The sequence below is a fragment of the Sphaerotilus mobilis genome, assembly GCF_004216565.1.
Taxonomy (GTDB): domain Bacteria; phylum Pseudomonadota; class Gammaproteobacteria; order Burkholderiales; family Burkholderiaceae_C; genus Sphaerotilus; species Sphaerotilus mobilis.
The window spans coordinates 343,943-370,303 of the sequence record NZ_SGWV01000008.1 but is presented as its reverse complement, the minus strand read 5'-3'; the positions used below and the strand labels follow the sequence as shown (position 1 = coordinate 370,303).

The 26,361-nt window shown below is 71.0% G+C and carries 17 protein-coding genes; 5 read left to right on the top strand and 12 right to left on the bottom strand.

Going from position 1 to position 26,361, the window contains the following annotated elements; all coding sequences use genetic code 11:
• Nucleotides 1-105: 105 nt before the first annotated feature.
• Nucleotides 106-1,056 (bottom strand): alpha/beta fold hydrolase, encoded by a 951-nt coding sequence (locus EV685_RS07055; RefSeq protein ID WP_130481291.1) that lies wholly within the window; start codon nt 1,054-1,056, stop codon nt 106-108.
• A complete protein-coding gene (locus tag EV685_RS07050; RefSeq protein WP_130481290.1) occupies nt 1,053-1,838 on the bottom strand; it encodes a 2OG-Fe dioxygenase family protein in 786 nt (261 codons plus the stop codon). Before EV685_RS07050 ends, EV685_RS07055 begins: the two co-directional genes overlap by 4 nt.
• Before the next feature lie 116 nt (nt 1,839-1,954).
• Between EV685_RS07050 and EV685_RS07045 the strand changes: the two genes are divergently transcribed.
• Nucleotides 1,955-3,703, top strand: coding sequence for an acetate--CoA ligase (locus EV685_RS07045; protein ID WP_130481289.1), 1,749 nt, complete (start codon nt 1,955-1,957; stop codon nt 3,701-3,703).
• A gap of 112 nt (nt 3,704-3,815) precedes the next feature.
• On the opposite strand, the gene EV685_RS07040 is transcribed toward EV685_RS07045, so the two are convergent.
• The 3 genes from EV685_RS07040 to EV685_RS07030 form a co-directional block, all read right to left on the bottom strand.
• The gene (locus EV685_RS07040; protein ID WP_130481288.1) at nt 3,816-4,172 is read right to left on the bottom strand and encodes a hypothetical protein; all 357 of its coding nucleotides are present in this window, start codon (nt 4,170-4,172) and stop codon (nt 3,816-3,818) included.
• Between the two features lie 2 nt (nt 4,173-4,174).
• A complete protein-coding gene (locus tag EV685_RS07035) occupies nt 4,175-6,211 on the bottom strand; it encodes a S8 family peptidase (RefSeq protein WP_130481287.1) in 2,037 nt (678 codons plus the stop codon).
• A 150-nt stretch (nt 6,212-6,361) separates the two neighbouring features.
• Nucleotides 6,362-7,552 carry a hypothetical protein gene (locus EV685_RS07030; RefSeq protein WP_130481286.1) on the bottom strand — a complete coding sequence of 397 codons (1,191 nt, stop codon included), beginning with the start codon at nt 7,550-7,552 and terminating at the stop codon, nt 6,362-6,364.
• A gap of 294 nt (nt 7,553-7,846) precedes the next feature.
• Between EV685_RS07030 and EV685_RS07025 the strand changes: the two genes are divergently transcribed.
• Genes EV685_RS07025 through recD form a run of 4 tightly spaced genes read left to right on the top strand, consistent with a single transcriptional unit; the run spans nt 7,847 to nt 18,993 of the window.
• Nucleotides 7,847-8,845 (top strand): helix-turn-helix transcriptional regulator, encoded by a 999-nt coding sequence (locus tag EV685_RS07025; protein ID WP_130481285.1) that lies wholly within the window; start codon nt 7,847-7,849, stop codon nt 8,843-8,845.
• Nucleotides 8,845-12,825 carry an exodeoxyribonuclease V subunit gamma gene (locus EV685_RS07020; protein WP_130481284.1) on the top strand — a complete coding sequence of 1,327 codons (3,981 nt, stop codon included), beginning with the start codon at nt 8,845-8,847 and terminating at the stop codon, nt 12,823-12,825. Before EV685_RS07025 ends, EV685_RS07020 begins: the two co-directional genes overlap by 1 nt.
• Nucleotides 12,818-16,747, top strand: a complete 3,930-nt coding sequence (recB, locus tag EV685_RS07015) for an exodeoxyribonuclease V subunit beta (protein WP_130481283.1) — start codon at nt 12,818-12,820, stop codon at nt 16,745-16,747. The genes EV685_RS07020 and recB overlap by 8 nt, the downstream gene beginning before the upstream one ends.
• Nucleotides 16,744-18,993: an exodeoxyribonuclease V subunit alpha gene (recD, locus tag EV685_RS07010; protein ID WP_130481282.1), complete on the top strand. Its 2,250-nt coding sequence runs from the start codon at nt 16,744-16,746 to the stop codon at nt 18,991-18,993. Before recB ends, recD begins: the two co-directional genes overlap by 4 nt.
• Nucleotides 18,994-19,309: 316 nt before the next feature.
• Here recD and EV685_RS07005 read toward each other — a convergent pair whose 3' ends face one another.
• The 7 genes from EV685_RS07005 to EV685_RS06975 form a co-directional block, all read right to left on the bottom strand.
• Nucleotides 19,310-20,500 (bottom strand): ABC transporter substrate-binding protein, encoded by a 1,191-nt coding sequence (locus tag EV685_RS07005; RefSeq protein ID WP_130481281.1) that lies wholly within the window; start codon nt 20,498-20,500, stop codon nt 19,310-19,312.
• A 192-nt stretch (nt 20,501-20,692) separates the two neighbouring features.
• Entirely contained in the window at nt 20,693-22,420 is a 1,728-nt protein-coding gene (locus EV685_RS07000; RefSeq protein ID WP_130481280.1) for a TRAP transporter large permease, read from the bottom strand.
• The gene (locus tag EV685_RS06995) at nt 22,420-23,013 is read right to left on the bottom strand and encodes a TRAP transporter small permease subunit (protein ID WP_130481279.1); all 594 of its coding nucleotides are present in this window, start codon (nt 23,011-23,013) and stop codon (nt 22,420-22,422) included. The genes EV685_RS07000 and EV685_RS06995 overlap by 1 nt, the downstream gene beginning before the upstream one ends.
• Nucleotides 23,014-23,186: 173 nt before the next feature.
• Nucleotides 23,187-23,822 (bottom strand): response regulator transcription factor, encoded by a 636-nt coding sequence (locus EV685_RS06990; RefSeq protein WP_130481278.1) that lies wholly within the window; start codon nt 23,820-23,822, stop codon nt 23,187-23,189.
• Nucleotides 23,800-25,311: a cache domain-containing protein gene (locus EV685_RS06985; RefSeq protein ID WP_130481277.1), complete on the bottom strand. Its 1,512-nt coding sequence runs from the start codon at nt 25,309-25,311 to the stop codon at nt 23,800-23,802. Before EV685_RS06985 ends, EV685_RS06990 begins: the two co-directional genes overlap by 23 nt.
• Before the next feature lie 38 nt (nt 25,312-25,349).
• Nucleotides 25,350-25,703 (bottom strand): protein tyrosine phosphatase family protein, encoded by a 354-nt coding sequence (locus EV685_RS06980; protein ID WP_130481276.1) that lies wholly within the window; start codon nt 25,701-25,703, stop codon nt 25,350-25,352.
• A 94-nt stretch (nt 25,704-25,797) separates the two neighbouring features.
• On the bottom strand, nt 25,798-26,244 hold the full coding sequence (locus EV685_RS06975; RefSeq protein ID WP_130481275.1) for a GatB/YqeY domain-containing protein: 447 nt from the start codon (nt 26,242-26,244) through the stop codon (nt 25,798-25,800).
• Nucleotides 26,245-26,361 lie beyond the last annotated feature (117 nt).

The window sequence follows — 26,361 nt, the reverse complement described above, 5'->3', positions numbered from 1 at the left end:
GCGACGGTGTCGTGGCAGGGCGACCTGCTGACCGAAGCGAAGCCCGCGATTTTCGCACGCCGCTTGGGGTTGGCCTGCATGCGGACCGTGCTGGGCCACAGGGTCTCAGCGTGCCAGGAAGGGCTGGATCCACGCGGCCAGCGCATCCGGCTGGTCGTGGTGCAGCATGTGGCCGCAGCCGTCGAGGACGTGGGCGCGCAGGTCGGCGACCCAGGTCTTGCGACGTTCGACCTCGGCGCGCACGGCGTCCTGGGGCATCTGCCAGAAGCTGAAGACCTCCGTCTGCGCCGCTTCGATCCACAGCACCGGCGCGGTGATGCGGCGCCAGCAGGCTTCCATCTCCTCTTGCCGGGCCAGCATCGGGTTGCTGTGCTTGTGGGCCGGATCGGCCCGCAGCGCATGAAGGCCATCGGCCGTTGGCCGCGACCACTGTGCCGCCAGCCAGAGCGCACGTTCGATCGGCAGACGCGGGTTGTTGGCCCGCAGGCGACGCGCCACGCCGGCCAGGTCCGCATACGGGCGCAGCTCGGCCGGCTGGCGCAGCTCGTCGAGCCAGCGGGCGTAGCGATCCGGCGCCTGCACCGCCCGGGTCGGCGGCATGCCGAAGCCTTCGAGGTTGACCGCCCGGCGCACCCGCTGCGGCCGCACGCCGGCATAGAGCATGGTCACGTTGGCGCCCATGCTGTGGCCGATCAGGTCGACCGGTGCGTCCGGGCTGAGCACATCGAGCAGCGCATCCAGGTCGGCCAGGTAGTCGGGGAACCAGTAGGCGTCGACCTCCGCGCAGCGGGTCTCGCCGAAGCCGCGCCAGTCCAGCGCGATCAGCTCGCGGCCGGCCAGGAAGGTGTCGTCGAAGGCGTCGACCAGGAACTGAAAGGACGCGCCAACGTCCATCCAGCCGTGCAGCAGCAGCACCGGGGGCAAGGTGGCTGTCTGCGGGCTGCCCCAGCGCAGCAGGTGCAGGTCCAGCAGCGGCGCGCCGGGCCGGCCACGCAGGCCGATGCGTTCGGAGTGGGCGGGGCGGCGGGGCGTGTAGGCGGTGTCGGGTGTCGTCATGCGTCGGGCGGGTCCTGAAAACCGCCAGCGCGGTAGGTCAGCACGAGGGTGTCGCGCCAGCCACCCGGCTCGGCCGGCTGGATGGGAGTCGATTCATGGATCACGCGGGCGTCGTCCAGCAGCAGCGCGCTCCAGGGCTGGGCCAGCGTGAAGCGCACGCCGCGCGGGCCGTCGGCCTCGAAGACGCGGGTCTCGCCGCCGATCACGCCGTGGCGCTCGACCAGCAGCACGGCGACGAAGGCGACGCCGTCGCGGTGCGCGCCCTCGGGTGTCGGCCGGCCCACGCCGCCGGTGGTGTCGATGCGGAAGGCGTGCGCCTCGATGGCCCAGTGGCCGTCGAAGACCGGTTCGCCTGCGACCGCCGGCAAGGCCCTTGCGGCCTGCGCGAACACCTCGCCCAGGTGCTGGACGACAGCCAGGAAGGCGGGCGACGTGGCCAGCGCCGGCTGCAGGGGATCGAACCAGCGCAGCATGCCGCCGTGCAGGGCGTTGTAGGTGGTCGGCTGCCAGTGGGCGCGGTGCGGCACGGCGTCGAGCGTGCCGCTGGCGGTGTCCTGCACATAGCTGCCGTGGCGACGGCGGCGGTAGCGACCGCCGTCCTTCAGGTGGGCATCGGGCGGCAGGTCGTGCCAATGTGGCGCCAGCGCGGTCAGCGCATCGGGCGGCACCTGGGCCAGGGCGGCGAGCGCAGCGGGCGTCAGGCGCACATGGCCCTGTTCACGCAGCAGGTCGGCACAGGTGTCGAGCGCAGCGGCATCGACCGGGTCGGGGTGTCGGAACATCGGCATGGGGCGCGGATTCTGCCCTTGCCCGCTGCACCGCAGCTTGCGCGTAGGGCTTGCAACCCCGGGTCGTCCCGACGTGTCAGGGCCGGAAGGCGCCGCCTATGCTGACGCACATGAAGTCCACTGCCACGACCGCCCTCGAAGCTCCCGAAGCCGACCACCATGCCGCCCTGCACGGCGATTTCCGCTGGCAGGTGCCACCCGTCTTCAACATCGCCCAGGCTTGCGGCGAGCGCTGGGCCCGCGAGACGCCCGAGCGCATCGCCATCCTGGCCGAAGACGCCGACGGCCCGATCGACGGCCCCGACGGCGCCCTGAGCTGCGCCGCCTTGTGGCGCCAGGCCGGCGCGCTGGCGGCCAGCCTGCGCGATCGGGGCGTGGCGCCGGGCGACCGCGTCGCCATCGTCATGCCGCAGCGGCCCGAGACCGCGGTGGCGCATCTGGCGATCTGCGCGATCGGGGCGGTGGCGATGCCGCTGTCCATGCTCTTCGGTCCGGAGGCGCTGGCCTATCGGCTGGCCGACAGCGGCGCGCGCCTGGCCATCGCCGACGACTCGGCCTGGTCGGCGCTGGTGCAGGCCCGCGCCGAGGCCCCGCAACTGGCCACGCTGGTGGCCGTGGGCGAGGTGCCCGGTCCGGTCGATGCGCAGTGGTCCGAGCTGCTGGCACACCGTCACCCGATCGAGACCGCCATGGCCACAGCCGCAGACGATGCCGCCGTGCTGATCTACACCAGCGGCACCACCGGCCCGCCCAAGGGTGCGCTGATCCCACACCGCGCGCTGATCGGCAACCTGACCGGCTTTGTCTGCAGCCAGAACGCCTGCCCGCAGCCCAGTGACGTGTTCTGGAGCCCCGCCGACTGGGCCTGGACCGGCGGACTGATGGACGCGCTCCTGCCCTGTCTCTACCTGGGCGTGCCCATCGTCGGCCTGCGCGCCCGCTTCACGCCCGAACGCGCCTTCGAGCTGATGCAGCGCCACCGCGTCACCAACACCTTCCTGTTCCCGACCGCGCTCAAGGCCATGATGAAGGCGGTGCCACGTCCACGCGAGGTCTACGACCTGCGGCTGCGGGCGGTGATGAGCGCCGGGGAGGCCGTTGGCGATGCGGTCTTCCAGTGGTGCGACGAGGCGCTGGGCGTGCGCGTCAACGAGATGTTCGGCCAGACCGAGATCAACTACATCGTTGGCAACTGCGGCGCCTTCCAGGGCCGCGACGGCCGTCTGCACCCGGGCTGGCCGGCGCGTCCCGGCAGCATGGGCCGCGCCTACCCGGGCCATCGCGTCGCGGTGATCGACGACGACGGCCACGAGTGCCCGCGCGGCACGCCCGGCGACGTCGCGCTGCACCGGCTGGACGTGCATGGCCAGCCCGATCCGGTCTTCTTCCTGGGCTACTGGAAACGCGAGGACGCCACCCGCGCCAAGTTCACCGGCGACCCGTCCGACAGCTGGTGCCGCACCGGCGACACCGCGGTCATGGATGCCGACGGCTACCTCTGGTATCAGGGCCGCAGCGACGACGTCTTCAAGGCCGCCGGCTACCGCATCGGGCCGAGCGAGGTCGAGAACTGCCTGGTCCGCCACCCGGCCGTCGCCAACGCGGCGGTGGTCCCGCGCCCTGACCCCGAGCGCGGTGCAGTGGTCAAGGCCTACGTCGTCGTCGCCCCCGGTCACGTCGCCGACGACGCCCTCGTCGCGGCCCTGCAGGCCCACGTCAAGGGCAAGCTGGCGCCCTACGAATACCCCAAGGAGATCGAGTTCATCGACGCCTTGCCGATGACCACGACAGGCAAGGTGCAGCGGCGGGTGCTGAGGCTGAGGGAGGAGGAGCGGGCGAAGGGGAGGGCGCTCACCTGAACGACGTCGACATCGTGAAGGTCTGCGGATTGCCGGGCACCGCATGCATCGAGATGGCCATGTCCAAGCCGATTGGCGGGCGCCACATGCGCTTCATGGCCGGGCTGGGCGATCAGGCTTGACCGATCACCTCGGTGTCGCAGTCGCAGCCGATGCCCGCCGCGATCCAGCGCCGGGCGGCGCGTGAGATCGGCGCGGCCAGCGGGCGCAGCCATCGGGGCAGCACCTCGCGCGGCTGGCTCAGCAGGCCGCAGTGGTAGCGGGCGTCGGCTTCGCTCCAGCGCAGGGCGTCGCATGCGCCGTGGCGCTTGTGGCTGAGCAGGGCGCCGACGGGGCAGGGTTCCTGCAGGCAGCACACGCCGCAGCCGTTGCAGGGTTGACCCCAGGCGGGCTTGGTCGGGGCGGCGGGGTGGATGGCGATGACGCGCTGCGCCGCCCCACCCGGCGGCGGCGCGTCCGCGCTCGCCATGTTCAAGCGTCCTGAGCCGCGAGCCGCAAGGGCTCGCGCCGCAGCCAGGCCAGCAGCATGACCGCGCAGGCCAGGCCGAACAGCCAGCCGGGTTGCAGGGCGCCTGCGCCGGTGTTGCCGCGGTCGGCCGAGGCGATGCTGACCGCCGCGTCACCGGCGCGCAGCATCACGGTGCTGCTGCGACTGCCACTCACCTGGGTGTTGCAGGTGGGGGCGCTGGTCGGGCAGACCGTCAGGCGCACCTTGACCATGCCGGTGGCGCTGATGTCGAGCGTCGTCACCGCCGTGTCCGTGCGGTTGCTGCCGAAGCTGGCGATGCCGCTGCCTTCGACCAGCTCCCAGTGGTATCGGACGGCGCCAAAGGGCCGCGAGCGGCCCCCATCGAGCACGACGGTGGTGCCAGGATCGACCTGGGTGTTGGACGGCTCGATGGTGGCCACCGCCTGTCCCGTCGCCAGGGCGCGCGTCAGCGCGGCTTGGGCGTCGAGCAGGCCGGCGCCGCAGGTGGCGGTGGTGCAGGCGCAGCGTGCCAGCTGGGCGCTGGTGGTCACGCTGCTGCAGGTCGACACGTCGCCGCTGGCGGCGGGGAAGGCGCGGGCGCTGGCCGTCAGGTAGCCCGTCAGCTCGGCCACCGAGGCTTCCGGCCGGACCGACAGCAGCAAGGCCGCGACACCGGCCACCAAGGGCGTTGCGTAGCTGGTGCCCGCTGCCCGGTTGGTCGTTCCATTGGTGTAGCCACTCGCACCGGGGCCCGTGGTGCCGAGGTTGACGGTGCTGAGCATGGGGTAGAGACAGCTCAGCGCGACGCAGGCGCCATCGCCCCCGGGTGCGCTGATCGTGACCCGGCTGCCCAGGTTCGAGAAATAGGACTTGTGGCCGTCGTGGTCGACCCCGCCGACCGCGATCACGCCCGCGCAGTTGGCCGGGTCGCCGACGGCCACGCCTTCGTTGCCCGCTGACGAGACCACCACGGCACCCCGTTGCCGCGCGTCGTTGATCGCGGACTGGTAAGTGGCCGAGCAGGCGTTGTTGCCGCCCAGGCTCAGGCTGATGATCCGCGCCGGGTTCGGGTTGTCGGGAACACCACGAACGCTCAAGCCGGCCGCCCAGCGGATGCCGTCGGCGATGTCGGCCGTGAAACCGCCGCACTTGCCCAGCACGCGCACCGGCAGGATGCGCACGTGCCGACCGGTGCCCGCCATGCCGATGCCGTTGTGGGTCGACGCGGCGATCAAGCCCGCCATCTGCGTGCCGTGCCAGCTGCTGCTGGGATCAAGCGCCGCATCGGCGCAGACCCCTGTGCGGCGGTCGCTGGCGACGACCCAGTCGCCCGGATCGCTCGGGTCGCCATCGCGGCCGTTCCCGTCGTTGCCGACATAGGCGTCGCTGACAAAGTCATAGCCCGGCAGGAGCTTGCCCACCAGGTCCGGATGGTCCGGGCGCACGCCGGTGTCGAGCACGGCCACCACCACGTCGGCGCTGCCGGTGCTGATCGACCAGGCGTTGTCGAGGTTGGCGGCGGCGCGCAGGTTGGCATCGGGCGTGCGCAGATACCACTGGCCGGCGACCGGGTTGGTGCCCGCACCACCCGCATGGAGCGGGTCGTTGGGCGCCGCATGCCGCCAGGCGCGTCGGTCTTCCTCGACGTATTCGACCTCTGGATCGGCCGCAAGCTGGCGGGCAATGGCCTGGCCGTCCTGACCCGGATCGACCAGCAGCACCTGCCCGGCCGTGCCCACCGGCGGGCCGTCGCGCAGGCTCAGGCGGTGACGCTGGGACAGGGGCCCGGCGCGGCGCACGGGGGCTTCGTCGTCGTCCGTTGCGTCGGGTCGTGTCCGATCGAGCGACAGGACCCGGGCCTGCACAGCGCCGGTCGGCGCGGCCTCGCGGTACTTGACGATCAGCCTCTGGCTGGGCGCCAGATCACCACCTGCATGGGCTGGGGTCTGCCAGGTCAGCAAGGCCGGCACCAGCCAGCAGGCGACCAGCAGCGCCGCAGAGCGTCGAACAGGGCGGCGGAGCCGGGCGGGCAAGGGCATGGGCAGATCGGGCGCGGTTCAGGGGCGGGCGAGGAACCGTCAGTGTAGACAGCGCCCCCATGCCCAAAGCGCCGAACTGGCCGGCTTGTTGCCACCACCCACGGGGTGTCACACCGGCGTAACAGCCCGGTGGGCCGCGCGATCGCGTTGTCAGGCCGCCCAGGGCAGGCTGAGCTGGACCGGATGGGCCAGGCGCAAGCCGGTCGAGCGCGGCAGGGGTGGTCGGCCGACGGCGGGCGTGCTGCGTGCCAGCGGGCGAGCCAACGGGCGTGCCGTCGTGCGTGCTGCCGTGCGTACTGACGGGTGCAGCGGCGGCAGCAGTCGCACCGGGCGTTGCGGCGCGGGCGTGTCGGCATCCGGGTGACACAGCACGGCGGTGTCGCACAGGCCCCGTGCGATGGCGCGTTCGATCAGCGCGGTGCAGGACGCCGCGTCGAGCTGCAGCGCCAGTCGGGTCCACAGGCGCAGCACCTCGGGGTCGCGCCAAGCGTCCTCGATGGCCCAGCGGCGCTGCAGCGGGTCGGCGGCATGACCGGCTTCCAGCACCCTGGCCAGCAGGGCCAGGAAGAAGCGCTGCAGTGCATCGCGCTGGGCGGCGTGCGGCAGCAGGGCTTGCCAGCCTTGCAGCCGTGCGGTCCAGCCGCTGCGCAGCAGCAGCCGGCTCAGCAATGCCTGCAGGGCCTGCACCGGCTGGGCCAGCTGCAGCCGGTTGGGCGGCAGCACACGCAGCGGTCGCACGGCGGCCTCGGGGTGCGACATCGGCGTGACGTAGCCGAGCAGCGCGGCCAGGCGTTCGCGCTGGGCGGTGTCCAGGCCTTCGATGGCCACGCTGCGATCGCTCAGGTCGTCCAGGTCGTGGCTGTCGAGCACGGCCGCCGCACGGCGGCTCAGCATCACCAGCAGGCCGGCGTCGACCCCTTGCCGGCGGTCCAGCGTGACGAGCCGGGCATCGTCCGGATGTGGGGTGCGTGCCGGTTCGGTCAGCGCGGCGGTATCCAGCCGGCGCCGCGTGACCGGGCAATGGCTGGCGTCGATGCGGCCGACCAGGTGCGGCGTGACGCGGCAGGGCTCGAAGGCCTCGCCGCGCAGGCTCGCCTGCAGCCGCAGGTGCAGCCAACGCCGGGTGCGCTCGTCGGCCGGCCAGGGCCGCAGGCCGAACAGCGCCTGACCGGCCAGCCAGCCGCACCACATCGGGTCGCCGGATCGGGCCAGGCCGCCGGGCAGCGGCAGGCCATGGCGGGCGAAGTCGCGGCCGATGTCGTGGGACACGACGGCGAAGGCGTCCGCGGAAGCGGCGGCAGCGGCCGCGTGGCAAGCGGGGTTCAGGGCACGATCGGACATCGGGATCTCCTGCAGCGACCGGGCGGGTTTGTCCGGCTTGGGTTGCAGTTTCGGGGTCGGGTGGCTCAAGACGTGAGCCACTGCGGCGGGCCGATCTCGCAATCGGTTGCGAGTGGCTGGCAGCTGCGATGCGCCGCCGCGACGGCTGGCCGCGCCCCCCGGTCTGCGGGATCATGCGCAGGCTCGAAGCCCACCCGGGCGCCATTAACATGGTTCGACAGGGCTCTCCGGCCGGGCTCAGGGCCTGAGCCACCATCCGGACGTGACCCCTTGGCAAGGGAATGGAGAACGACGATGGACCGCACCGAACGCTTCTACAAGATCGAGATGCTGATCAAGAGCCGCGGCTCGGTCAGCTTTGCCACGCTGATGGACGAGCTGGAGGTGTCGCGCGCGACGCTCAAGCGCGACCTTGACTACCTGCGCAGCCGCATGGACGCGCCCATCGTCTATGACCGCGACAGCAATGGCTACCGCTTCGAGCAGGCGACCGGCCGGGGCGCCGGTGGCAAGGCCCGCGAGGCCAGCCACGAGCTGCCGGGCGTGTGGTTCAGCGAACGCGAGATCCACGCGCTGCTGACGCTGCACCACCTGATTCAGGGGCTGGACAACGCCGGCATGCTGGGTCGTCACCTCGCGCCGCTGCTGGACAAGCTGCACGGCATGCTGGGCACCAGCGAGGGCGAGGCCCGCGAGCTGATGCGGCGGGTGCGCATCGTCCACCCGGCCCAGCGCCCGGTGGTCGGCAAGTTCTTCGAGCGTGTCGCCAGCGCCCTGCTGGAACGGCGCCGCCTGCAGATCACCTACTACAGCCGCAGCAAGCAGAGCGAATCGCAGCGCGCGGTCTCGCCGCTGCGCCTCGTTCACTACCGCAGCACGTGGTACCTGGACGCCTGGTGCCACGAATCCGACGGCCTGCGCCGCTTTGCGCTCGATGCCCTGCGCGAGGCCGAAGGCCTGACCCAGCGCGCCAAGGACGTCGCGATGAAGACGGTCGAGGCCGAACTGGACGCCGGCTACGGCATCTACGGCGGCAAGGACGTCAAGCAAGCGACGCTGATGTTCAGCGCAGAGGCCGCCCAGTGGGTCGCCAACGAGCTGTGGCACCCGCGCCAGGTGCTCGAACCCCAGGCCGACGGCCGGCTGCGCATGAAGCTGCCGTACACCGACGACACCGAGCTGCTGATGGACCTGCTGCGCCACGGACCGGACGTGAAGGTCGAGGCGCCCGCCGCCCTGCGCAACAAGCTGCAGCAGCGCCTGCAGGCCGCCATCGGCCAATACAACGGCTGATGCCAGCCCGCGAGGACGCCGCCCCGTTCACCCCGGGGCTGCTGGTGCTGCAGGGCAACCGGCTGGAGGACCTGCTGGAGGTCTTGCTCGACTGGCTGGCACAGACGCCGCTGGCGCCGCTCGAAGAAGAGGTCCTGCTGGTCCAGAGCAACGGCATCGCCGAGTGGCTGAAGATGCGCCTGGCGCAGCGCCGTGGCATCTGCGCGGCCACCCGTGTCGAACTGCCGGCCCGCTTCCTGTGGCGCAGCTACCGCGCCATGCTGGGCCGCGACGGCGCGCCCGCCCGCTCGCCCCTGGACGAGGGCCCGCTGACCTGGCGCCTGATGCGTCTGTTGCCCGAACTGCTCGCCGATGTGCGCATGGCGCCGCTGGCGCAGTTCCTGGCTGGGCCAGTGGACGAGGCCAGGGCCGACGCTGCGCCCGATCTGGCCCGTCGCCTGCAACTGGCCCGCCACCTGTCCGACCTGCTGGACCAGTACCAGGTCTACCGCGCCGACTGGTTGGCCGACTGGACCGACGGCCGCGACGTGCTGCGTGACGCACGGGGCATCGCCCGCGAGCTGCCGGCCGAACAAGCCTGGCAGCCGGCGCTGTGGCGCGCGCTGGTCGCGGATGTGCGGACCGACCCTGTCGACGACATCGACCGCCACGATGGCCACCAAGACGCCCGCCATGACGCCCGCGACGTGCTCGCTGGCATCCGCCCTGCCGTGCACCGCCGCTTTGTCGCTGCACTGGCCGAGGGGCAGGCGCCGCGCCGGCCACTGCCGCGCCGCGTCGTGCTGTTCGGCCACAGCCACCTGCCGGGCCAGACGCTGGAGGCGCTGGCCGCCTTGGCCAGCCGGGCCCAGGTCATCCTGGCCGTGCCCAACCCCTGCCGCTACCACTGGGCCGACCTGATCGACGGCCGCGAGCTGCTGCGCGCGCGCCACCACCGCCTGCCGCACCGGTCCGGCGTTGACCTTGGTGCCATCGACCTGGCCGATGCCCACGCACAGGGCCATCCGCTGCTGGCCGGCTGGGGACGGCAAGGGCGCGATTTCCTGCGCCTGCTCGACGACTTCGAGGAACGCCTCGGCGCGCACGAATCGGACGCCTTGCGCAGCCAGCTGCCGCGTGTGGACGTGTTCGACGACGCGCCCGGCACGACGCTGCTGGCGCAGGTCCAGGCCCGCATCCGCGACGCCGTGCCGCTGACAGAACACGCCGAGCTGGCCGGAGCCGAGCTGCTGACGCCCGGCGACGACTCGCTGGTCTTCCACAGCTGTCACAGCGCCTTGCGCGAGCTGGAGGTCCTGCACGACCGCCTGCTGGACCGCCTGGCCGATGCGCGTGGCACGCTGGCACCCCGCGACATCGTCGTGATGGTCCCGGACATCGAGGCGAGCGCACCGCTGGTCCATGCCGTGTTCGGTGCCGTGCCGCCGGGCGATGCCCGCCACATCCCCTACGAGATCGCCGACCTGCGCCCGCGTGGCCGGCACCCGATGCTGCTGGCGCTCGAATGGCTGCTGCGCATCACCGAACAGCGCTGCACCGCCAGCGAGCTGCGCGAGCTGATGGAGGTCGCCCCGCTGGCACGCCGGTTCCGGCTGGCCGATGAGGACCGCGCCGTGCTGTCGCGCTGGCTGGCCGGTGCGGGCGTGCGCTGGGGCCTGGATGTCGAACACCGCGCCAGCCTCGACCTGCAGGCCTGCGGCGAGGCCAACACCTGGGCCTTCGGCCTGAGCCGCATGCTGCTGGGCTATGCGGCGGGCGACCTGGCGCTGGACCATGCGGACGAGGGCGAACGCGATCTCGCTGTCGATGTTGATATCGATGCCGATCTCGATCTCGATCTCGATCGGGAAGGCGCTGGCGACCGACGTCCGCCCGCACCGCCCTGGCACGACATCGCGCCCTACCCGGAGGTGGCTGGCCTGAGCGCCAGCGCGGCCGGTGCGCTCGATGCGCTGATCGAGGTGTTGCGACGCTGGTGGCGCGACGCCCGCGACAGCGCCACGCCCGCGGCCTGGGCCGAGCGCGCCCGCAGGCTGCTGACCGATGTCTTTGTCGCCGCCGACGATGCCGAGCGCGAGCTGCACGATGCGCTCGAACAAGCGCTTGCCCGCTGGGTCCGCGACGCCGACGAGGCCCGTTTTGACCAGTCCGTGCCGCTGGCGGTCTTGCGCGAGGCCTGGCTGTCCGGCGTGGCCGAACCCGGTCTGCGCAGCCGCTTCCTGGCCGGCGGCGTCACCTTCTGCACGCTGATGCCGATGCGGGCGATTCCCTTCCAGCTCGTCGCCCTGCTGGGCATGAACGAGGGCGACTACCCGCGCCGTGCGCCACGGGCCGACTTCGACCTGCTGGGCCTGCCCGGCCAGCGCCGGCCGGGTGACCGGGCCCGCCGCGACGACGACCGCATGCTGATGCTTGAAGCGCTGCTGAGTGCGCGCCGCCACCTGATCGTCAGCTGGGTCGGCCGCAGCGTGCGCGACCAGAGCCCGCAGCCGCCCTCGGTGCTGGTCGGCCAGTTGCGCGACTACATCGCCGCTGGCTGGGGCGCGGCGGTGCTGGCCCGCATCACCACCGAACACCCGTTGCAGCCCTTCAGCCGGGCCTACTTCGCCAGCGACACCGCCCCGCGCCTGGCCACACACGCGGTCGAGTGGCGGGCCGTGCATGAACGCCCGCCGCTGGCTGCATCGACCACCGGGGACACGCCGGTCGCAGCCGCGCCAGCAACGCTGTCCGTCGACCGCCAGCGCCTGCAGCGCTTCTTGCGCAACCCTGCCCGCGATCTCCTGGTCGAGCGCCTGGGCATCCGGCTCGATGCGGTCGACGAGGACCGCGAGCGGGCGCCCGACGACGAGCCGATGACCGTCGACGCGCTGGAAGAACACCAGCTGCTGGGCCTGCTGATCGCCCAGGCCGGCCGGCTCGATGCGACCGACGGGCAGGCGGGCGTGCCGGTCGATGCGGGGGGGCCGGCCTTGCCGGACAGCCTACCGATCACCCCCCCGATCACCCCGGCCGAACGCGACACCTTGCTCGCGACCCTGCAGGCCGCCGCCGCCGCCCTGCAGCGCGAGGGCCGTCTGCCGCTGGCCGGCCTGGGCGAGCGCTGGCAACGCCACTTCGTCGACACCAGCCTGCCGCTGCTGGCGGCCTGGCGGCGCGAGCGGGCGGCCCTGCCGCGCCGCTTGCCGGCCCTGCCGCTGCGGCACGTCCTGGAAGGGGTGGATCCGTCCGGCGCACGCGTGCGCATCGAGCTGTCGGACTGGCTCGACGGCCTGCATGGCGTCCCTGCCGATGTTCCCGCTGATGTTCCCGCCGAAGATCTGGCCGAAGACTTGGCCGAAGACTTGGCCAATCCCGTCGTGCCGGTCTGGCTGGACCTGAGCGCCAGCAAGCTGATCCAGAACAAGTCCCGAAGCCGCCCGCTGCCGCGTGCCGACAAGTTGCTGCCGGCCTGGCTGGCCCTGATCGCGGCAGCGGCCGGCGGCCAGCCGCTGCGCGCCGTGCTGATCGGCCGCGACGCCCGCATCGAGATGCAGGCGCCCGCGCCCGAGCTGGCCCGCGCTGCGCTGCAGTCGTTGCTGATGCACTGGGCCCGCGCGCGCCGCGAGCCGCTGCCGCTGGCCCTGCGCGCCGGTCTGGCGGGCTGCCGCAAGGCCATCGAGGGCCTGTCCGGCCTGCCCTGGAAGGAGGAGGTCTGGGACGCCGTTGCCCAGACCTACGACGGCGGCGGTTTCCGCTCCGGCGCGACGCCCGAGCGCGACGACCCGTCGCTGGCGCGGCTGTGGCCCGATGCCGAGGCGCTGCTGGCCGATCCGGACGCCTTCCAGGCCGCTGCCGAGGACCTGCTGATGCCGCTGCTGCGCTGGAGCCTCGACCCGGCCTGCGTGCGCGTCACCCGCTTGCCGCAGATGGCCGCCGACGGCGCTGACCCTGATGACGCCGGTGGCGCCGAAGACGACGATGAGGCCGGCGATGACTGAAGCCCTGCATCCGACCGCCGTGCCGCTCGATCCGTTGACCCTGCCGCTGCACGGCAGCCGGCTGATCGAGGCCAGCGCCGGCACCGGCAAGACCTGGACCATCGCCGCGCTGATGCTGCGTCTGGTGCTGGGCCACGGCGACGCGGCCAGCGCGCCGCCGAGGGCGTTGGCGCCCGGCGAGATCCTGGTCATGACCTTCACCCGCGCCGCCACCCGCGAGCTGAGCGACCGCATCCGCGCCCGGCTGCTGGAGGCCGCGCGCTGCTTCCGGGGTGAGACCCCGCTGGCCGAGGCGGATGCCTTCCTGCAGCAGCTGCAGGCGGCCTACCCCGACGGCCCGGCCCGCCGAGAGGCCGGCCACCGGCTGGCGCTGGCGGCCGAATCCATGGACGACGCGGCGGTGCACACCATCGACGCCTGGTGCCAGCGCATGCTGCGCGAGCATGCCTTCGACAGCGCCCAGCTCTTCGACGAGGCGCTGGAAGCCGATGAGATCGGCCGGCGACGCCAGGCCGTGCAGGACTACTGGCGCCAGGAGATCTACCCGCTGGACCCTGTTGCGCTGGACACCGTGCTGGCGCTCTGGCCGACCGTCGACGCGCTGGAGGCTCAGGTCGTGAGCCTGCTGAACCGGCTCGATGCGCTGGAGCCGGCCGTGGGCTTGTCGCTGGCCGACTGGCTGCGGCAGATCGACATCGAGCAGCGTGCCGAACTGGCCCAGCTGAAGGCCGGCTGGGCGGCGCGCATCGAGGACCTGCGTGGCTGGTTCATGGCCCGCATGGCCGACAAGGACAAGCCCTTCAATGGCAGCAAGGTGCAGCGTCGCTACGTCGACAGCTGGTGCAACCCGGTGCGCGACTGGGCGGCCTCGCCAGATGCGGCCGGTGTCGCACTCAGCAAGACGGCGCGGCATCGCCTGACGCACGAAGGCTTTGCCGACACGCTCAAGGCCGGCGTGCGTCTGGCGCCACCTGAGGTCTTCCACGACGTGGTGGCGCTGCTGGAGCAACTCGACGCGCGCACACCGCTGCACCAGGCCCTGCAACGCCATGCGGCGCACGCCATCGCGGCTCGGCTGGCCGCGCTCAAGCGCCGGGCCGGCCGGTTCGGCTATGCCGACCTGTCGCTGCGGCTGGACGCGGCCTTGCACGGCCCGCAGGGCGAGGTGCTGGCCCAGCGCATCCGAGCGCAGTTCCCGGTCGCCCTGATCGACGAGTTCCAGGACACCTCGCCGCTGCAGTTCCGCATCTTCGACCGCATCTACCGCAGCGCCCAGGACCGCGCCGAGACCGGCCTGCTGCTGATCGGCGACCCGAAGCAGTCGATCTACGGCTTTCGCGGCGCCGACATCTACAGCTACCTGCGCGCCCGCCACGCCACCGCCGGCCGCCACCATGCGCTGGACACCAACTACCGGTCGACGCAGGCGCTGGTCGATGCGGTCAACCAGGTCTTTGTGCAGGCCGAGGCCGAACGGTCCGAGGGTGCCTTCGCGCTGGGCCGGAACGGCCCGCAGGCCTTGCCCTTCGAGCCGGTCCGTGCCCAGGGCCGCAACGATCGGCTGCTGCGCGCGGGCGCTGCCTTGCCCGCTCTGCAGGCGGGCTGGTTGCCGGCCCGGCTCGGCCAGCGTCCGTTGCGCCGCTTGCTGGCCGAACACGCCGCCGGCATCTTGACCGAATGGCTATCGGACCCGACGACCGGCTGGGCAGACCTGGACGCCAACCTGCCGAGCCGGCCCTTGCGGCCGGGCGACATCGCCGTGCTGGTCCGTGACCAGCACGAGGCGGAGGCGATCCGGCGTGCGCTGGCGCGGCGCTCGATCCCTTCGGTCTACCTGTCGGAGAAGGACAGCGTTTTCGCCAGCCCCGAGGCCGCCGACCTGCTGCGCTGGCTGCGTGCGGTCGACCAGCCCCTGGACGGCGTGCTGGCCCGCGCCGCCTATGGCTGCGCCAGCTGGGACCTGCCGCTGGCCGAACTGGCCGCGCACCTGGATGACGAACGCCTGTGGGACCGCCGCGTCGCGCTGTTGTTGCGCCTGAAGGCCGTCTGGCAACGGCAAGGCGTGCTGACCCTGTTGCGCCAGACCTTGCACGCGCTGGCCTTGCCGCAACGCTGGTTGGCCGACGAGACGGTGCAAGACGATGCCGATGAAGCCGATGAACACAGCCACAGCCGTGGCCGGGGCGCCGAGCGTCGCCTGACCAACCTGCTGCACCTCGGCGAGCTGCTGCAATCGGCCAGCGCGCGTCTTGAAGGGCCGGGCGCCCTGATCCGCTGGCTGGCCGCGCAGGTGCAGGGCGGTGGCCGCGACGGGGGTGCCGGACTGGGCGCTGCCGCCGGCACATCAGCCGTCGTCAGCGACACCGAGGCCCATGTCGTGCGGCTGGAAAGCGACGCCCAGCTTGTCCAGGTGGTCACCGTGCACAAGTCCAAGGGGCTGGAATACCCGGTCGTGATGCTGCCCTTCGCGCATGCCGTGCGCGACGTCAAGCCGCGCCGCACCGAGCCGGTCGAATGGGTCGACGAGCTGACGGGCACGCGCCAGCTGGACTACCTCTGCCGCCCGATGTCGATCGAGCGGGCGCGCCACGAGCGCCTGCGTGAGGACCTGCGGCTGCTCTACGTGGCGCTGACCCGCGCCCGCCATGCGCTGTGGCTGGGTGTGGGCTTGCCGGTGCCGCGCAACAGCCAGCAGGCCGCGCCGACGTCCGCGCTGACGTGGTTGCTGATGGGCGCAACGCCGGACGACCCGGCCCAGCTCGGACTCGCGCTGCAGCGCTGGGCCGATGCGCAGCCGGCGATCCAGGTCCAGCCGCTCGTCGGCCCGCCGTCGCGCCGGGCCTGGCGCGACACCCGCACGCTGGCGCCGCTGCGGCCGCCCTCGGCCTATGACGCGACCTTCGAACGCCGCTGGGGCATCGGCAGCTTCAGCGCGCTGGTGCGCGACAAGCAGGGCGACCACGCGGCGGCGGCGGCGCCGAGCCTGCGGGCACTGGACGCCGACCGGGTCCAGGCCGAACGCAGTCTGGACGAATGGCGCGCGGCGGCGGGCGAGTTGGCGTTGCCGACCCGGACCGCCGCGCGGGACATGTGGCACCGCTGGACCCGGGGAGCGCGGGCCGGCAACCTGCTGCACGACCTGCTGGAGTGGCTGGCCGAAGAAGGGTTCGACCAGGTCGACACGCCCGAGGTTCAGGCGGCGCTGAAGCGGCGTTGCCGACAGGCGCTGGCGCAGGTCCGGATCGCTGGAACGGTCGATGCCGACGCGAATGCAGATGCGGTTGCGGATGCGGATGCGGATGCGGATGCGGATGCGGATGCGGATGCACAAGGCCTGGCCGATTGGCTGCGCGCCTTTCTGCACACACGCTTGCCGCCACTGGGCGCGGCCTTGTGCGAGGTCGGCCCGATGCTGGCCGAGATGGAGTTCTGGTTGCCCAGCCCGGCGCTGGACCCGCAGCGGCTGGACGACATCTGCCAGCGCCACCTGCTGCCCGGTCAGCCGCGCCCGATCCTGGCCCGGCGCACGCTGCAGGGTCTGCTGATGGGCTATGCCGATCTGGTGTTCGAACACGACGGGCGCTGGTGGGTGATGGACTACAAGTCCAACGCGCTCGGCGACGACGATGCCGCCTACACGCCGGCCGCGATGGACGCCGCCATGCTGTCGCACCGCTACGAGCTGCAGGCCGCCGTCTACCTGCTGGCGCTGCACCGCCTGCTGCGGCATCGGCTGGGTGATGCCTACGACCCGACGCAGCACCTCGGCGGTGCGGTCTACGTCTTCCTGCGCGGCTGGCGCGGTGCTGCGGCGGGCTGTGTGTGGCTGCAGGCCGATGCCGACGCCCTGGCCGAGCTGGAGGCTGCGCTGGGCGAAGGTGGCGCGGTGCATGAGCCGGTCGATGCGGAGCGTGATGCATGAGCGACCCGATCCACGAAACGACCGCTGTCGACGACGTGCTCGCCGACCTGGCCCGCTGGGTCGAATCCGGCTGGCTGCGTGCGCTGGATCTCGCGCTGGCACGGTTGCTGGTCACCCAATGCCCGCAAGCCGATGCCGTGCTGCCGCTGGCCGTCGCGCTGCTGGCCCACAACGAAGGGCGTGGCCACACCTGCCTGCCGCTGGACGAGTTGCTCGCGCCGCCTTCGGCCTTCAACGACCCTTGGCTGGCCGGCCCGGTGGCCGCGCAAGCCGAACTGGCCGCGACGCTGCAGCGCCTGCCGGCGCGCACCGTGGCCGACTGGCAGGCCGCCTTGCTGGGCAGTGGCGCGGTCGACGATGCACGCCGTGCAGGTCCGGGCGACCCGCAGGCCGCGCCCCTGCTGCTCGACGGCGCGCGGCTCTACCTGCGTCGTCACCACCGCGACGAGGTCACCGTGGCGCTGGCGCTGCGTCGGCGGGTCACCTCCGATGGCCCGCTCGACACCTTGCTGCGTCCCGATCCGGCCTGGGTCCGGGGCTGGCTGGACCGCCTGTTCGGCGCCTTGCCGGCCGACCGCATCGACCACCAGCGCATCGCCTGCGCGACCGCCTTGCGGGGCCGGCTCACGCTGATCACCGGCGGGCCGGGCACGGGCAAGACCTACACCGTGGCGCGCCTGCTGGCCTTGCTGCAGGCCGATCAGCAGCGGCAACAGGCGCTGGCACCGGCCGCACGGCCCTTGCGCATCGCCCTGGCCGCACCGACCGGCAAGGCGGCCGCCCGGCTGCAACAGTCGATCCGCAGCGCGTTGGACGGCTTGCGGGGGCCGTTGCAAGGCCAACTCGACTGGGACGGTCTGGTCGACGGCACCGCCAATGCCCAGACCCTGCATGCCCTGCTCGGCGCCCGGCCCGGCACCCGCCAGTTCGCCCGCCATGCCCAGCGCCCGCTGGAGGTGGACCTGCTGGTGGTCGACGAGGCCTCGATGGTCCACCTCGAGATGATGGCCGCGCTGTTGCGCGCCTTGCCCGACGGCGCCCGGCTGGTCCTGCTGGGCGACCAGGACCAGCTCGCCTCGGTCGAGGCCGGCGCGGTGCTGGGCGACCTTTGCGCTGACGCGGTCGACGTGGCCTTGCCGGCGGCGGACGCGGCCTGGCTCGCAGCCTGCATGGGCCCGTCGATGCCGGGCGTGGCGGCGAACGAGACGGCGAACGAGACGGAGGGCGAGCGGCAGGCCAGCGTGCTGGCGCCGCAAACCGTGCAGCTGCGCCACAGCCACCGTTTTGCCGGCGCGATCGGCGCGCTGGCGCGTGCGGTGAATGCGGGGGCGCTGGCCGAGGCGCGCGCGTGCCTGGGCTGGCCGCAGCAAGGCGCCCGGCCAGACCGGGTGCAACGTAGCCCGGCCGTGGCTGCGCTGAGCGGCGTCGACCCGGCCTTGGTTGTGCAGGTTGCGCTGGCCGGGCGACCGGCGGACGGTGTGGTCGATCCTGCCGATAGCCAGGCCGCGGAGGCCGCAGAGGCCGCAGAGGCTGTGTCGGCCGCCGGTGCCGGTTATCGCCAGATGCTGCAGGTGCTGGCCGGACAGCGTCCCGGTCCGAAGACCCTGTCCGCCGTGCCCGCTGAAGCCCACCCGGCGCTGCTCGAAGCCTGGGCCCGCGAGGTGCTGCGCGCCTTCGACCGCAGCCGTGTGCTGTGCGCGGTGCGCGAGGGCGACTGGGGCGTCGAAGGCTTGAACCGCGCCGTCGAAGCCGCCCTGCGCCGCGACGGCCTGATCGCGCGCCAAGGCGAGTGGTACGAGGGCCGGCCGGTGATGGTCACCCGCAACGACCCGTCGCTGGGCGTCTACAACGGCGACATCGGCATCGCGCTGCGCCAGCCACCCGGCGAGCGTGCACGCGGAGGCGCGGTTCTGGAGCCCGCTGGCTCATCGCATGAGCCCGAGCCGCTGCGCGTCTGGTTCCTCGACGGCGACCAGGTCCGCTCGGTGCTCGCCAGCCGCCTGAGCGCGGTCGAGACCGCCTGGGCGATGACGGTCCACAAGTCGCAAGGCTCCGAGTTCGGCCACACCGTGCTGGTGCTGCCGCCACGCATCAACCCGGTCCTGAGCCGCGAGCTGGTCTACACCGGCATCACGCGAGCCCGCCTGGCCTTCACGCTGATCGCCCCCGATGCTGCAGTGTTCGATGCAGCCTTGTCGCGCCGGACACGGCGGGCGAGCGGGTTGAGGGGGCGTTTGCTGGGGTGATAGCCCGCATGGGGGAGGCGCGTTCAACGCGCCGGGCGGTCCGGCATGGCGTTCTGGGCATCGGCCAACGATCTGGTTCGGTGGCTGATGGCAATAGCCCGTCGGACACGGGTTGTCCGACCTACCTGGGAATGGACGACCGAGGCTACCTCGCGACACCGGCTTTCGGTAGGTCGGACACGCTGTGTCCGACGGGCTGGTGCCGGTGGGCAACTTGCCCGAAACCGCGTTCAACGCGCCGGGCGGTCCGGCGTGGCGACGTGGGCCGCCTCATCGAGCCCGTGTTCACGGCACCCGGCGGCAGGCCCACTCTTCGTCACATCTTGCAGCCACGCGCCGGGTCGGCGAGACCCTTCGCTGCCAAGCCGACGTTCTTGTTGACCTTGCCGACCACCTGCCGCAGGTAGAAGTCCTGCACCGGGTTGTGGGCCTTGCTCAGCGTGAAGGGGCCGCGCGGGCTGTCGATGCGGGCGGCTTCCATGGCCTTGACCAGGGCGTCGCGGTTCTTGATGTCGCCCTTGACCGCCGCGAGGCCGGCGCCCAGCAGCTGGGCGGCGTCGTAGCCCTGCACCGCGTAGACATCGGGCTGCAGCTTGTAGGTCTTGGCGTATTGCAGACGGAAGGCCTGATCGCGCTTGTTGCTCAGGTCGTCGGCATAGTGCAGCGCCGTCATGATGCCGGCGGCCGCGTCGCCCTGGGCTTCGAGCGTGCCGTCGGTCAGGAAGCCGGAGGCGTAGAGCGGGATCTTGTCCTTCAGACCGGCAGCAGACCAGTCCTTGACGAACTTGACCGCGCCGCCACCGGCGAAGAAGACGAACACGACGTCGGGTTTGGTCGCCGCGATCTCGGTCAGCAAGGCCTGGAACTCGACGGTGGGGAAGGGCAGGTTGAGTTCCTTGACGACCTTGCCGCCGCCGCCTTCGAAGGCCTCCTTGAAGCCGCGCACGGTCTCGTCGCCAGCGGCGTATTTCCAGGTCAGCGTGACGGCGGTCTTGAACTTGCGCTCGGCCGCGACCTTGCCGATCGCATAGCCGGGCTGCCAATTCGAGAAGGAGCTGCGGAAGATGTTGGGCGCACACAGCGGGCCGGTGATGGCGTCGGCGCCGGCATTGGGCACGATCAGCAGCGTGTCGTTGTCCTTGGCGACCTTGGCCATGGCCAGGGCGACGCCGGAGTGCACCGTGCCGACCATCACGTCGACGTTGTCGCGCTTGACCAGCTTGTTGGCGTTGTCGGCAGCCTTGGCCGGGTCAGACTCGTCGTCGACCTTGACGAACTCGATCGCCCGGCCGCCGAGCTTGCCGCCTTGCTCGTCGACGTACTGACGGAAGCCGTTCTCGATGGCCACACCCAGGGCGGCGAAGGTGCCGGTGTAGGGCAGCATCAAGCCGACCTTGATCTTCTCCTGGGCGACGGCCTGCAGGCTCAGGCCGCCCAAGGCGGCAGCCACGGCGGTGGCGAGCGCGACGTGGCGCAGGGTGGAGGAGGGGACGATGGCGTGGGACATGGTGAGGACTCCGGAAAAGATGCCCAACACAATGCACCAGGCCGTCGCGCCGCAACATCCGGACTTGCTTGAGGATCGGCCGTTCGCAGGCCAAAAAGAGACAGGCGGTGGACCCGCTGGCGCAGGGCCACCGCCTGTGAGGTGCAGCCTTCCGTGTTGAAGCCGTCCGTGGTGCAGACGGCTTCGGCGGGCTTACTTCTTCTCGTCCTTGGCCTGCTGCTCGAAGATCGCCATCGGATCTTCTTCGACAGCGGAGGCGGCTCCGCTGGCGCCGCCAGGGCTCAGAAGGCTCGAGGGGTCGACGGCAGGCGCCTGCTCCTGGAAGTCGATCTGGACGTTGTCGACGTTGACCTCTTCCTTCTTGTCCAGCCCCCCAGACACCAGGTTCGGGAAGGCGATGATCAGGCCGACCATGATGATCTGGATCACCACGAAGGGCACGGCGCCCCAGTAGATCTGGCCGGTCGTGACCTTGGGGACCGTCTTGCCCGTGACGCGGTCCTTGTAGTCCTCGGTCGGTGCCACGCTGCGCAGGTAGAACAGCGCGAAGCCGAACGGCGGGTGCATGAAGGACGTCTGCATGTTGACCGCCAGCAGCACGCCGAACCAGACCAGGTCGATGCCCAGCTTCTCGGCGACCGGGCCGAGCAGCGGCACGACGATGAAGCTCAGCTCGAAGAAGTCGAGGAAGAACGCCAGCACGAAGATCAGGATGTTCACCACGATCAGGAAGCCGAGCTGGCCGCCGGGCAGGCTGGTCAGCAGGTGTTCGACCCACTTCGGTCCGTCAACGGCCTGGAAGCTCAGGCTGAAGACCGTCGAGCCGATCAGGATGAAGACCACGAAGGTCGACAGCTTCATCGTCGAGTCCATGGCCTGACGCAGCAGGCGCATGTCCAGACGACGGCGTCCGATGGCCATGGCCAGGGCGCCGACGGCACCCATGGCGCCGCCCTCGGTCGGCGTGGCGATGCCCAGGAAGATCGTGCCCAGGACCAGGAAGATCAGGCCCAGCGGCGGGATGAGCACGAAGGTCACGCGCTCCGCCATCTTCGACAGCAGCTTCAGCCCGGTGACCTTGTTGAACACCGCCAGCACAAAGGCCACGCCCACGCCGACGCACATCGACACGACGATCAACTCGTCGGTCGGGGTGTTGTCCGGCCGGGTCTGGGCAAAGGCGACAGCAAGTCCGACCGACAGCAGCGTCAGCAAGCCCAGCGAGGGCAGGCCGGAACTGCCGCTGGCCTCGCGGTAGACGCGCGCTTCGACGGGCAGGGCCGGGGCCCAGTTCGGACGCCACAACGTGATCAGGAGCACATAGCCAATGTAGAGACCTGTCAGGACGAAGCCGGGGATGAACGCACCCTTGTAGAGGTCGCCCACGCTGCGGCCGAGCTGGTCGGCCATGATGATCAGCACCAGCGATGGCGGAATGATCTGCGCCAGCGTGCCCGAGGCGGCGATGACGCCACTGGCAAGCCGGCGGTCATAGCCGTAGCGCAGCATGATGGGCAGCGAGATCAGGCCCATCGAGATCACCGACGCGGCCACCACGCCGGTGGTCGCGGCCAGCATGGCGCCGACCAGGATCACCGCGAAAGCCAGGCCGCCACGGATCGGGCCGAACAGCTGGCCGATGGTGTCAAGCAGGTCTTCGGCCATGCCCGATCGTTCGAGGATCAGGCCCATGAAGGTGAAGAAGGGGATCGCGAGCAGCGTGTCGTTCTGCATGATCCCGAAGATGCGCAGCGGCAGGGCCTGCATCAGCGAGGCGGGCAGCATGCCCATCTCGATGCCGATGAGGCCGAACAGCAGGCCGCAGGCACCGAGCGAGAACGCGACCGAATAGCCCATCAACAGGAAGATGACGAGCCCGATGAACATGATCGGGGCCATGTTCGCAGAGAAGAATTCCATCACTTGCGGGCTCCTTCAGCCTGAGCCCGGATGGCTTCGGCAAGTTCTTCTTCAGCGGTCTTGACGCCCTTCTTCTGGGTCGGGTCGTCGATCAGGCCCTTGAGGAAGGCCACCCGCTTGATCAGTTCGGAGATGCCTTGCAGGCCCAGCAGTGCAAAGCCGGCGGGGACCAGGGCATAGACCGGCCAGCGGATCAGGCCGCCCGCGTTGGACGACATCTCGCCCGACACCATGGCCTTGATGACCAACGGCACCACCAGGTCGATCACCGCGATGACCAGCGGGAACAGGAAGACCACGATGCCGAAGACTTCGACCTTGATCTGCGTGGGCTTGCTGAAGCGACTGAGCACGACGTCGATCTTGACGTGCTCTTGGCGCAGCATGGTGTAGCCGGCGGCGAGCAGGAAGCTGGCCGCGAACAGGTACCACTGGATTTCGAGGAAGGCGTTGGAACTGGTGTCGAAGACCTTGCGCACCACCGCGTTGGACGCGGAGACGAGCACGGCCGCCAGCACCAGCCAGGCCACCCAGCGGCCGACGAACTCATTGAGTGCGTCGATCCGCCTGGAGATGTTCAGCAAGGCAGTCAAGGAGAGACCTCCGGAAGGGGCAGGAACGTCGAAAGGGAAGGGTTGCGGCGGGGTGTTCCGCAGACGCGAAACCGGGCGGGATGAGCCCGGTTCGTGCGGGCCGTATGACACTCGAAAACCCTGATGTCTGGCATCGGGTGTTACGACTACGCGGCACTACGCACGTGAAGGTGTCAGGTGGCTGCGTCGTCACCGAGGGTCCGGCAACGCTCCACCGCATAGCGGATCAGCTCGGCCTGACCGGCGATGCGCAACTTGCGGCGGATGTTCTGGCGGTGGGTCTCGACGGTGCGCACGCTCAGGTCGAAATGGGCCGCGATCTGCTTGCTCGACAGCCCGCGGGCGAGCGCGTTGAGGATCTCGCTCTCGCGTTCGGACAGCAGCGGCCGGGCCGATTCGTCGGCGGCGACCACCGGCGTGCGGGTCAGCTCGGCACTCAGGTAGCTGCCGCCGGCGGCGATCGCCTCGATGGCGGCGAAGATCTCGCTGGACGGGCCATCTTTGAGCACATAGCCGCGCGCGCCGGCCTGCAGGGCCTGGTGCACGTATTCGGGGTTGTCGTACATGCTGAGCATCAGCACGGCCAGGCCGGGGTGGCGACGCATCAGTTCGGCGGTCAAGGCGATGCCGTTGGACTGGCGGATGCCGATGTCCATCAGCACCAGGTCCGGCTGCAGCTCGGCGATGCGGCTCAGGGCCTCGTCGACCTGGGCGGCCTCGCCGACCACCTGCAGCGAGGGCTGGCTGGCGAGCAGGGCCCTCACGCCCTCGCGCACCAGCGCGTGGTCATCGACCAGAACGATGCGCATCGGCGAGCCTAGTGGACGTGTGGGACGTGTGGGACGTGACACCGGCCGCGTCGCCCGCGACCCCTGCGGGTGGTGCGAAGCGCCGGATCGCTGCGCGCGGCACATCGGCGATCACCCGGGTCGTGCCAGGCCGCGACTGCATGCGCAGCTGGCCGCCGATAGAGGCGAGCCGCTCATGCATATTGCGCAGGCCGATGCCGCGGCGCGGGTCGTCGCGCAGGGCCTCCGCGTCATAGCCGACACCGTCGTCCTGCACCGTCAGGCGCAGACCGCTGGCGCTGTTGACCAGCCGCAGGTCGACCCGGCTGGCGCGGGCATGTCGCTGGATGTTGGTCAGCGCCTCCTGGGTGACGCGGAACAGCACCGTCTTGATCTCGTCGGGCAGGTCGATGGCCGGGCCGCGCTCGCGCAGGAAGAAGGCCAGGTCGGCGTGTTCGGCGAACTCCTCGCCGAGGTGGCGCAGGGCAGCTGGCAGGCCGAAGGTGTCCAGCAGCGGCGGGCGCAGCCGATGCGAGAGCGTGCGGATCTCGCCGAGCGCGTCCTCGATCCGGTCGCGCGCCTTGTCCAGCGTGGCCGGTGCGCCCTCAGGGCCCAGCCGGCGCAACTGGCCGATGGCGCTGTCCATCAGCAGCTTGATCGACACCAGGGTCTGGCCGGTGCCGTCGTGCAGCTCACGCGAGAGGTGGGCCCGTTCGGCCTCTTGCGACTGCACGACCTGACGCGCCATCAGCTGCAGTTGCGCATCGGCCGCCCGCGCGCCGTTGAGGTTGAGCACCAGCGCACAACCGCCGACCAGTGCGATGCCCAGCAGCGCAATGGCGGTGATCCAGGCCATGGTCGTCCAGATGTTGGCGTGGGCCCGCTGTTCGAGCTCGCGCAGCGTGATGCCGACATCGTCGAGGTAGATGCCAGAGCCCATCATCCAGCCCCAGCGCGGCAGGCCGACGACATAGCCCAGCTTGGGCACCTCGGCACGCAGGCTGGGCTTGTTCCAGACGTACTGAAAGTAGCCGCTGCCCTCGCGGGCCTTGGCGATCAGCGACTGCACGACCGGACGGCCGTCGCGGTCGCGGATCTCCCACAGGTTCTGGCCGACCAGATGGGGCTGCGGGGGCAGCACCAGGCACTCGCCGTCGAAGCGGTAGGCGAAGAAGTACTGGTCACCGCCGCCGTTGTCCAGCGAGCGCAGCAGGCGCTTGGCCTCAGCCTGGATGGCTTCGTCGTGGCGGCCGGTGTCGTAGAGCGGCTGGATCACGCTCAGGGCCAGGTCGACCGAGCGCTTGAGCTCGTTCTTCTTGCTCGACATATAGGCCGACTCGACCAGTTCGCGCTCGCTGCGCACCAGCTCTTGGGTCTGGTGGCGCACCGCCAGCGCGATCAGCAGCAGCGAGGCCAGCAGCGGCAGCACCGCCAGCAGCAGCAACTGGCGACGCAGCGCGCGCACGCCTCGCGGCTCGGTGCGGATGGACGTGGCGCTGGCCGTGCTCACGCGAGGTCCCAGGTCCGACCGATGTGCCGATGTGCCGATCAGCCCAGCTCGCAGGCCTGGCTGTAGAGCTTGGTCGAACGAGCGCCGCTGCGGCAGAAGGCCAGCACCGGACCCGGCAGGGTGTCGATCAGTTGCCGGAACGCGGCGACTTCCTCGGGGGTCTGGTAGACGCCCGACACCGGCAGGTAGGCGTACTGCAGACCGGCCGCGCGGGCGGCGGCTTCGATGACGGCGCTGGTCGGTTGTTCCGGGCCGCCTTCGAAATCAGGCCGGTTGTTGATGACGGAGCGGAAGCCGGCCGCTGCAGCGGCAGCCATGGCTTCCGGTGCGAGTTGGGGGGCGACCGAAATCTTCGCGTTCAGGGCTTGGGCGGGCAGCAGGGGAGCGTTCATGGTGAAGCGGGTGTGGTGTTGGAGTTCAGTACTTTGCAGGTTCGGCGTCTGGCGGCGATTGGTCGCGAATGCCGGCCTTCCGGTCGGCGGGCGATCAGGGCTGCAGGGCGCGTTTCACGGCGGCGGAAACCAGGCCCATGTCGGCCTGGCCGGCCAGCTTCTGCTTGACCGCGCCCATCACCTTGCCCATGTCGCCGGGGCCGGTGGCGCCCAGCTCGGTCACGATGGCGCGAACGGCGGCGTCGATCTCGTCGGCGCCCAGGCGGGCGGGCAGGTAGGCCTCCAGCACCAGCAGCTCGGCGCTTTCCTTGGCGACCAGGTCGTCGCGCCCCGCTGCACCGAACTGGGAAATCGAGTCCTTGCGCTGCTTGATGAGCTTGTCGACGATGGCGACGACCATCGCGTCGTCGAGGACCACGCGCTCGTCGACCTCCTTTTGCTTGAGCGCCGCCAGCAACAGGCGGATGGTGCCGAGTCGATCGGCGTCCTTGGCGCGCATGGCGGCCTTCATGTCTTCGGTGATGCGGTCCTTGAGGCTCATGGCAGGTCTCGGCGGAAGTGGGGTGACGGCGGGCGCTCGATCCACGATCAACGATCAGCGATCAAGCAGCAGAAAGGCGTCCTGGAAATGAAAAAGCCCACACGGCGTCCCGCGTGG

What these genes read in the sequence shown, in the direction of transcription:
- EV685_RS07055 (WP_130481291.1), bottom strand. Translation starts at nt 1,056, where the DNA reads ATGACGACACCCGACACCGCCTACACGCCCCGCCGCCCCGCCCACTCC.
- EV685_RS07050 (WP_130481290.1), bottom strand. Translation starts at nt 1,838, where the DNA reads ATGTTCCGACACCCCGACCCGGTCGATGCCGCTGCGCTCGACACCTGT.
- EV685_RS07045 (WP_130481289.1), top strand. Translation starts at nt 1,955, where the DNA reads ATGAAGTCCACTGCCACGACCGCCCTCGAAGCTCCCGAAGCCGACCAC.
- EV685_RS07040 (WP_130481288.1), bottom strand. Translation starts at nt 4,172, where the DNA reads ATGGCGAGCGCGGACGCGCCGCCGCCGGGTGGGGCGGCGCAGCGCGTC.
- EV685_RS07035 (WP_130481287.1), bottom strand. Translation starts at nt 6,211, where the DNA reads ATGCCCTTGCCCGCCCGGCTCCGCCGCCCTGTTCGACGCTCTGCGGCG.
- EV685_RS07030 (WP_130481286.1), bottom strand. Translation starts at nt 7,552, where the DNA reads ATGTCCGATCGTGCCCTGAACCCCGCTTGCCACGCGGCCGCTGCCGCC.
- EV685_RS07025 (WP_130481285.1), top strand. Translation starts at nt 7,847, where the DNA reads ATGGACCGCACCGAACGCTTCTACAAGATCGAGATGCTGATCAAGAGC.
- EV685_RS07020 (WP_130481284.1), top strand. Translation starts at nt 8,845, where the DNA reads ATGCCAGCCCGCGAGGACGCCGCCCCGTTCACCCCGGGGCTGCTGGTG.
- recB (WP_130481283.1), top strand. Translation starts at nt 12,818, where the DNA reads ATGACTGAAGCCCTGCATCCGACCGCCGTGCCGCTCGATCCGTTGACC.
- recD (WP_130481282.1), top strand. Translation starts at nt 16,744, where the DNA reads ATGAGCGACCCGATCCACGAAACGACCGCTGTCGACGACGTGCTCGCC.
- EV685_RS07005 (WP_130481281.1), bottom strand. Translation starts at nt 20,500, where the DNA reads ATGTCCCACGCCATCGTCCCCTCCTCCACCCTGCGCCACGTCGCGCTC.
- EV685_RS07000 (WP_130481280.1), bottom strand. Translation starts at nt 22,420, where the DNA reads ATGGAATTCTTCTCTGCGAACATGGCCCCGATCATGTTCATCGGGCTC.
- EV685_RS06990 (WP_130481278.1), bottom strand. Translation starts at nt 23,822, where the DNA reads ATGCGCATCGTTCTGGTCGATGACCACGCGCTGGTGCGCGAGGGCGTG.
- EV685_RS06980 (WP_130481276.1), bottom strand. Translation starts at nt 25,703, where the DNA reads ATGAACGCTCCCCTGCTGCCCGCCCAAGCCCTGAACGCGAAGATTTCG.
- EV685_RS06975 (WP_130481275.1), bottom strand. Translation starts at nt 26,244, where the DNA reads ATGAGCCTCAAGGACCGCATCACCGAAGACATGAAGGCCGCCATGCGC.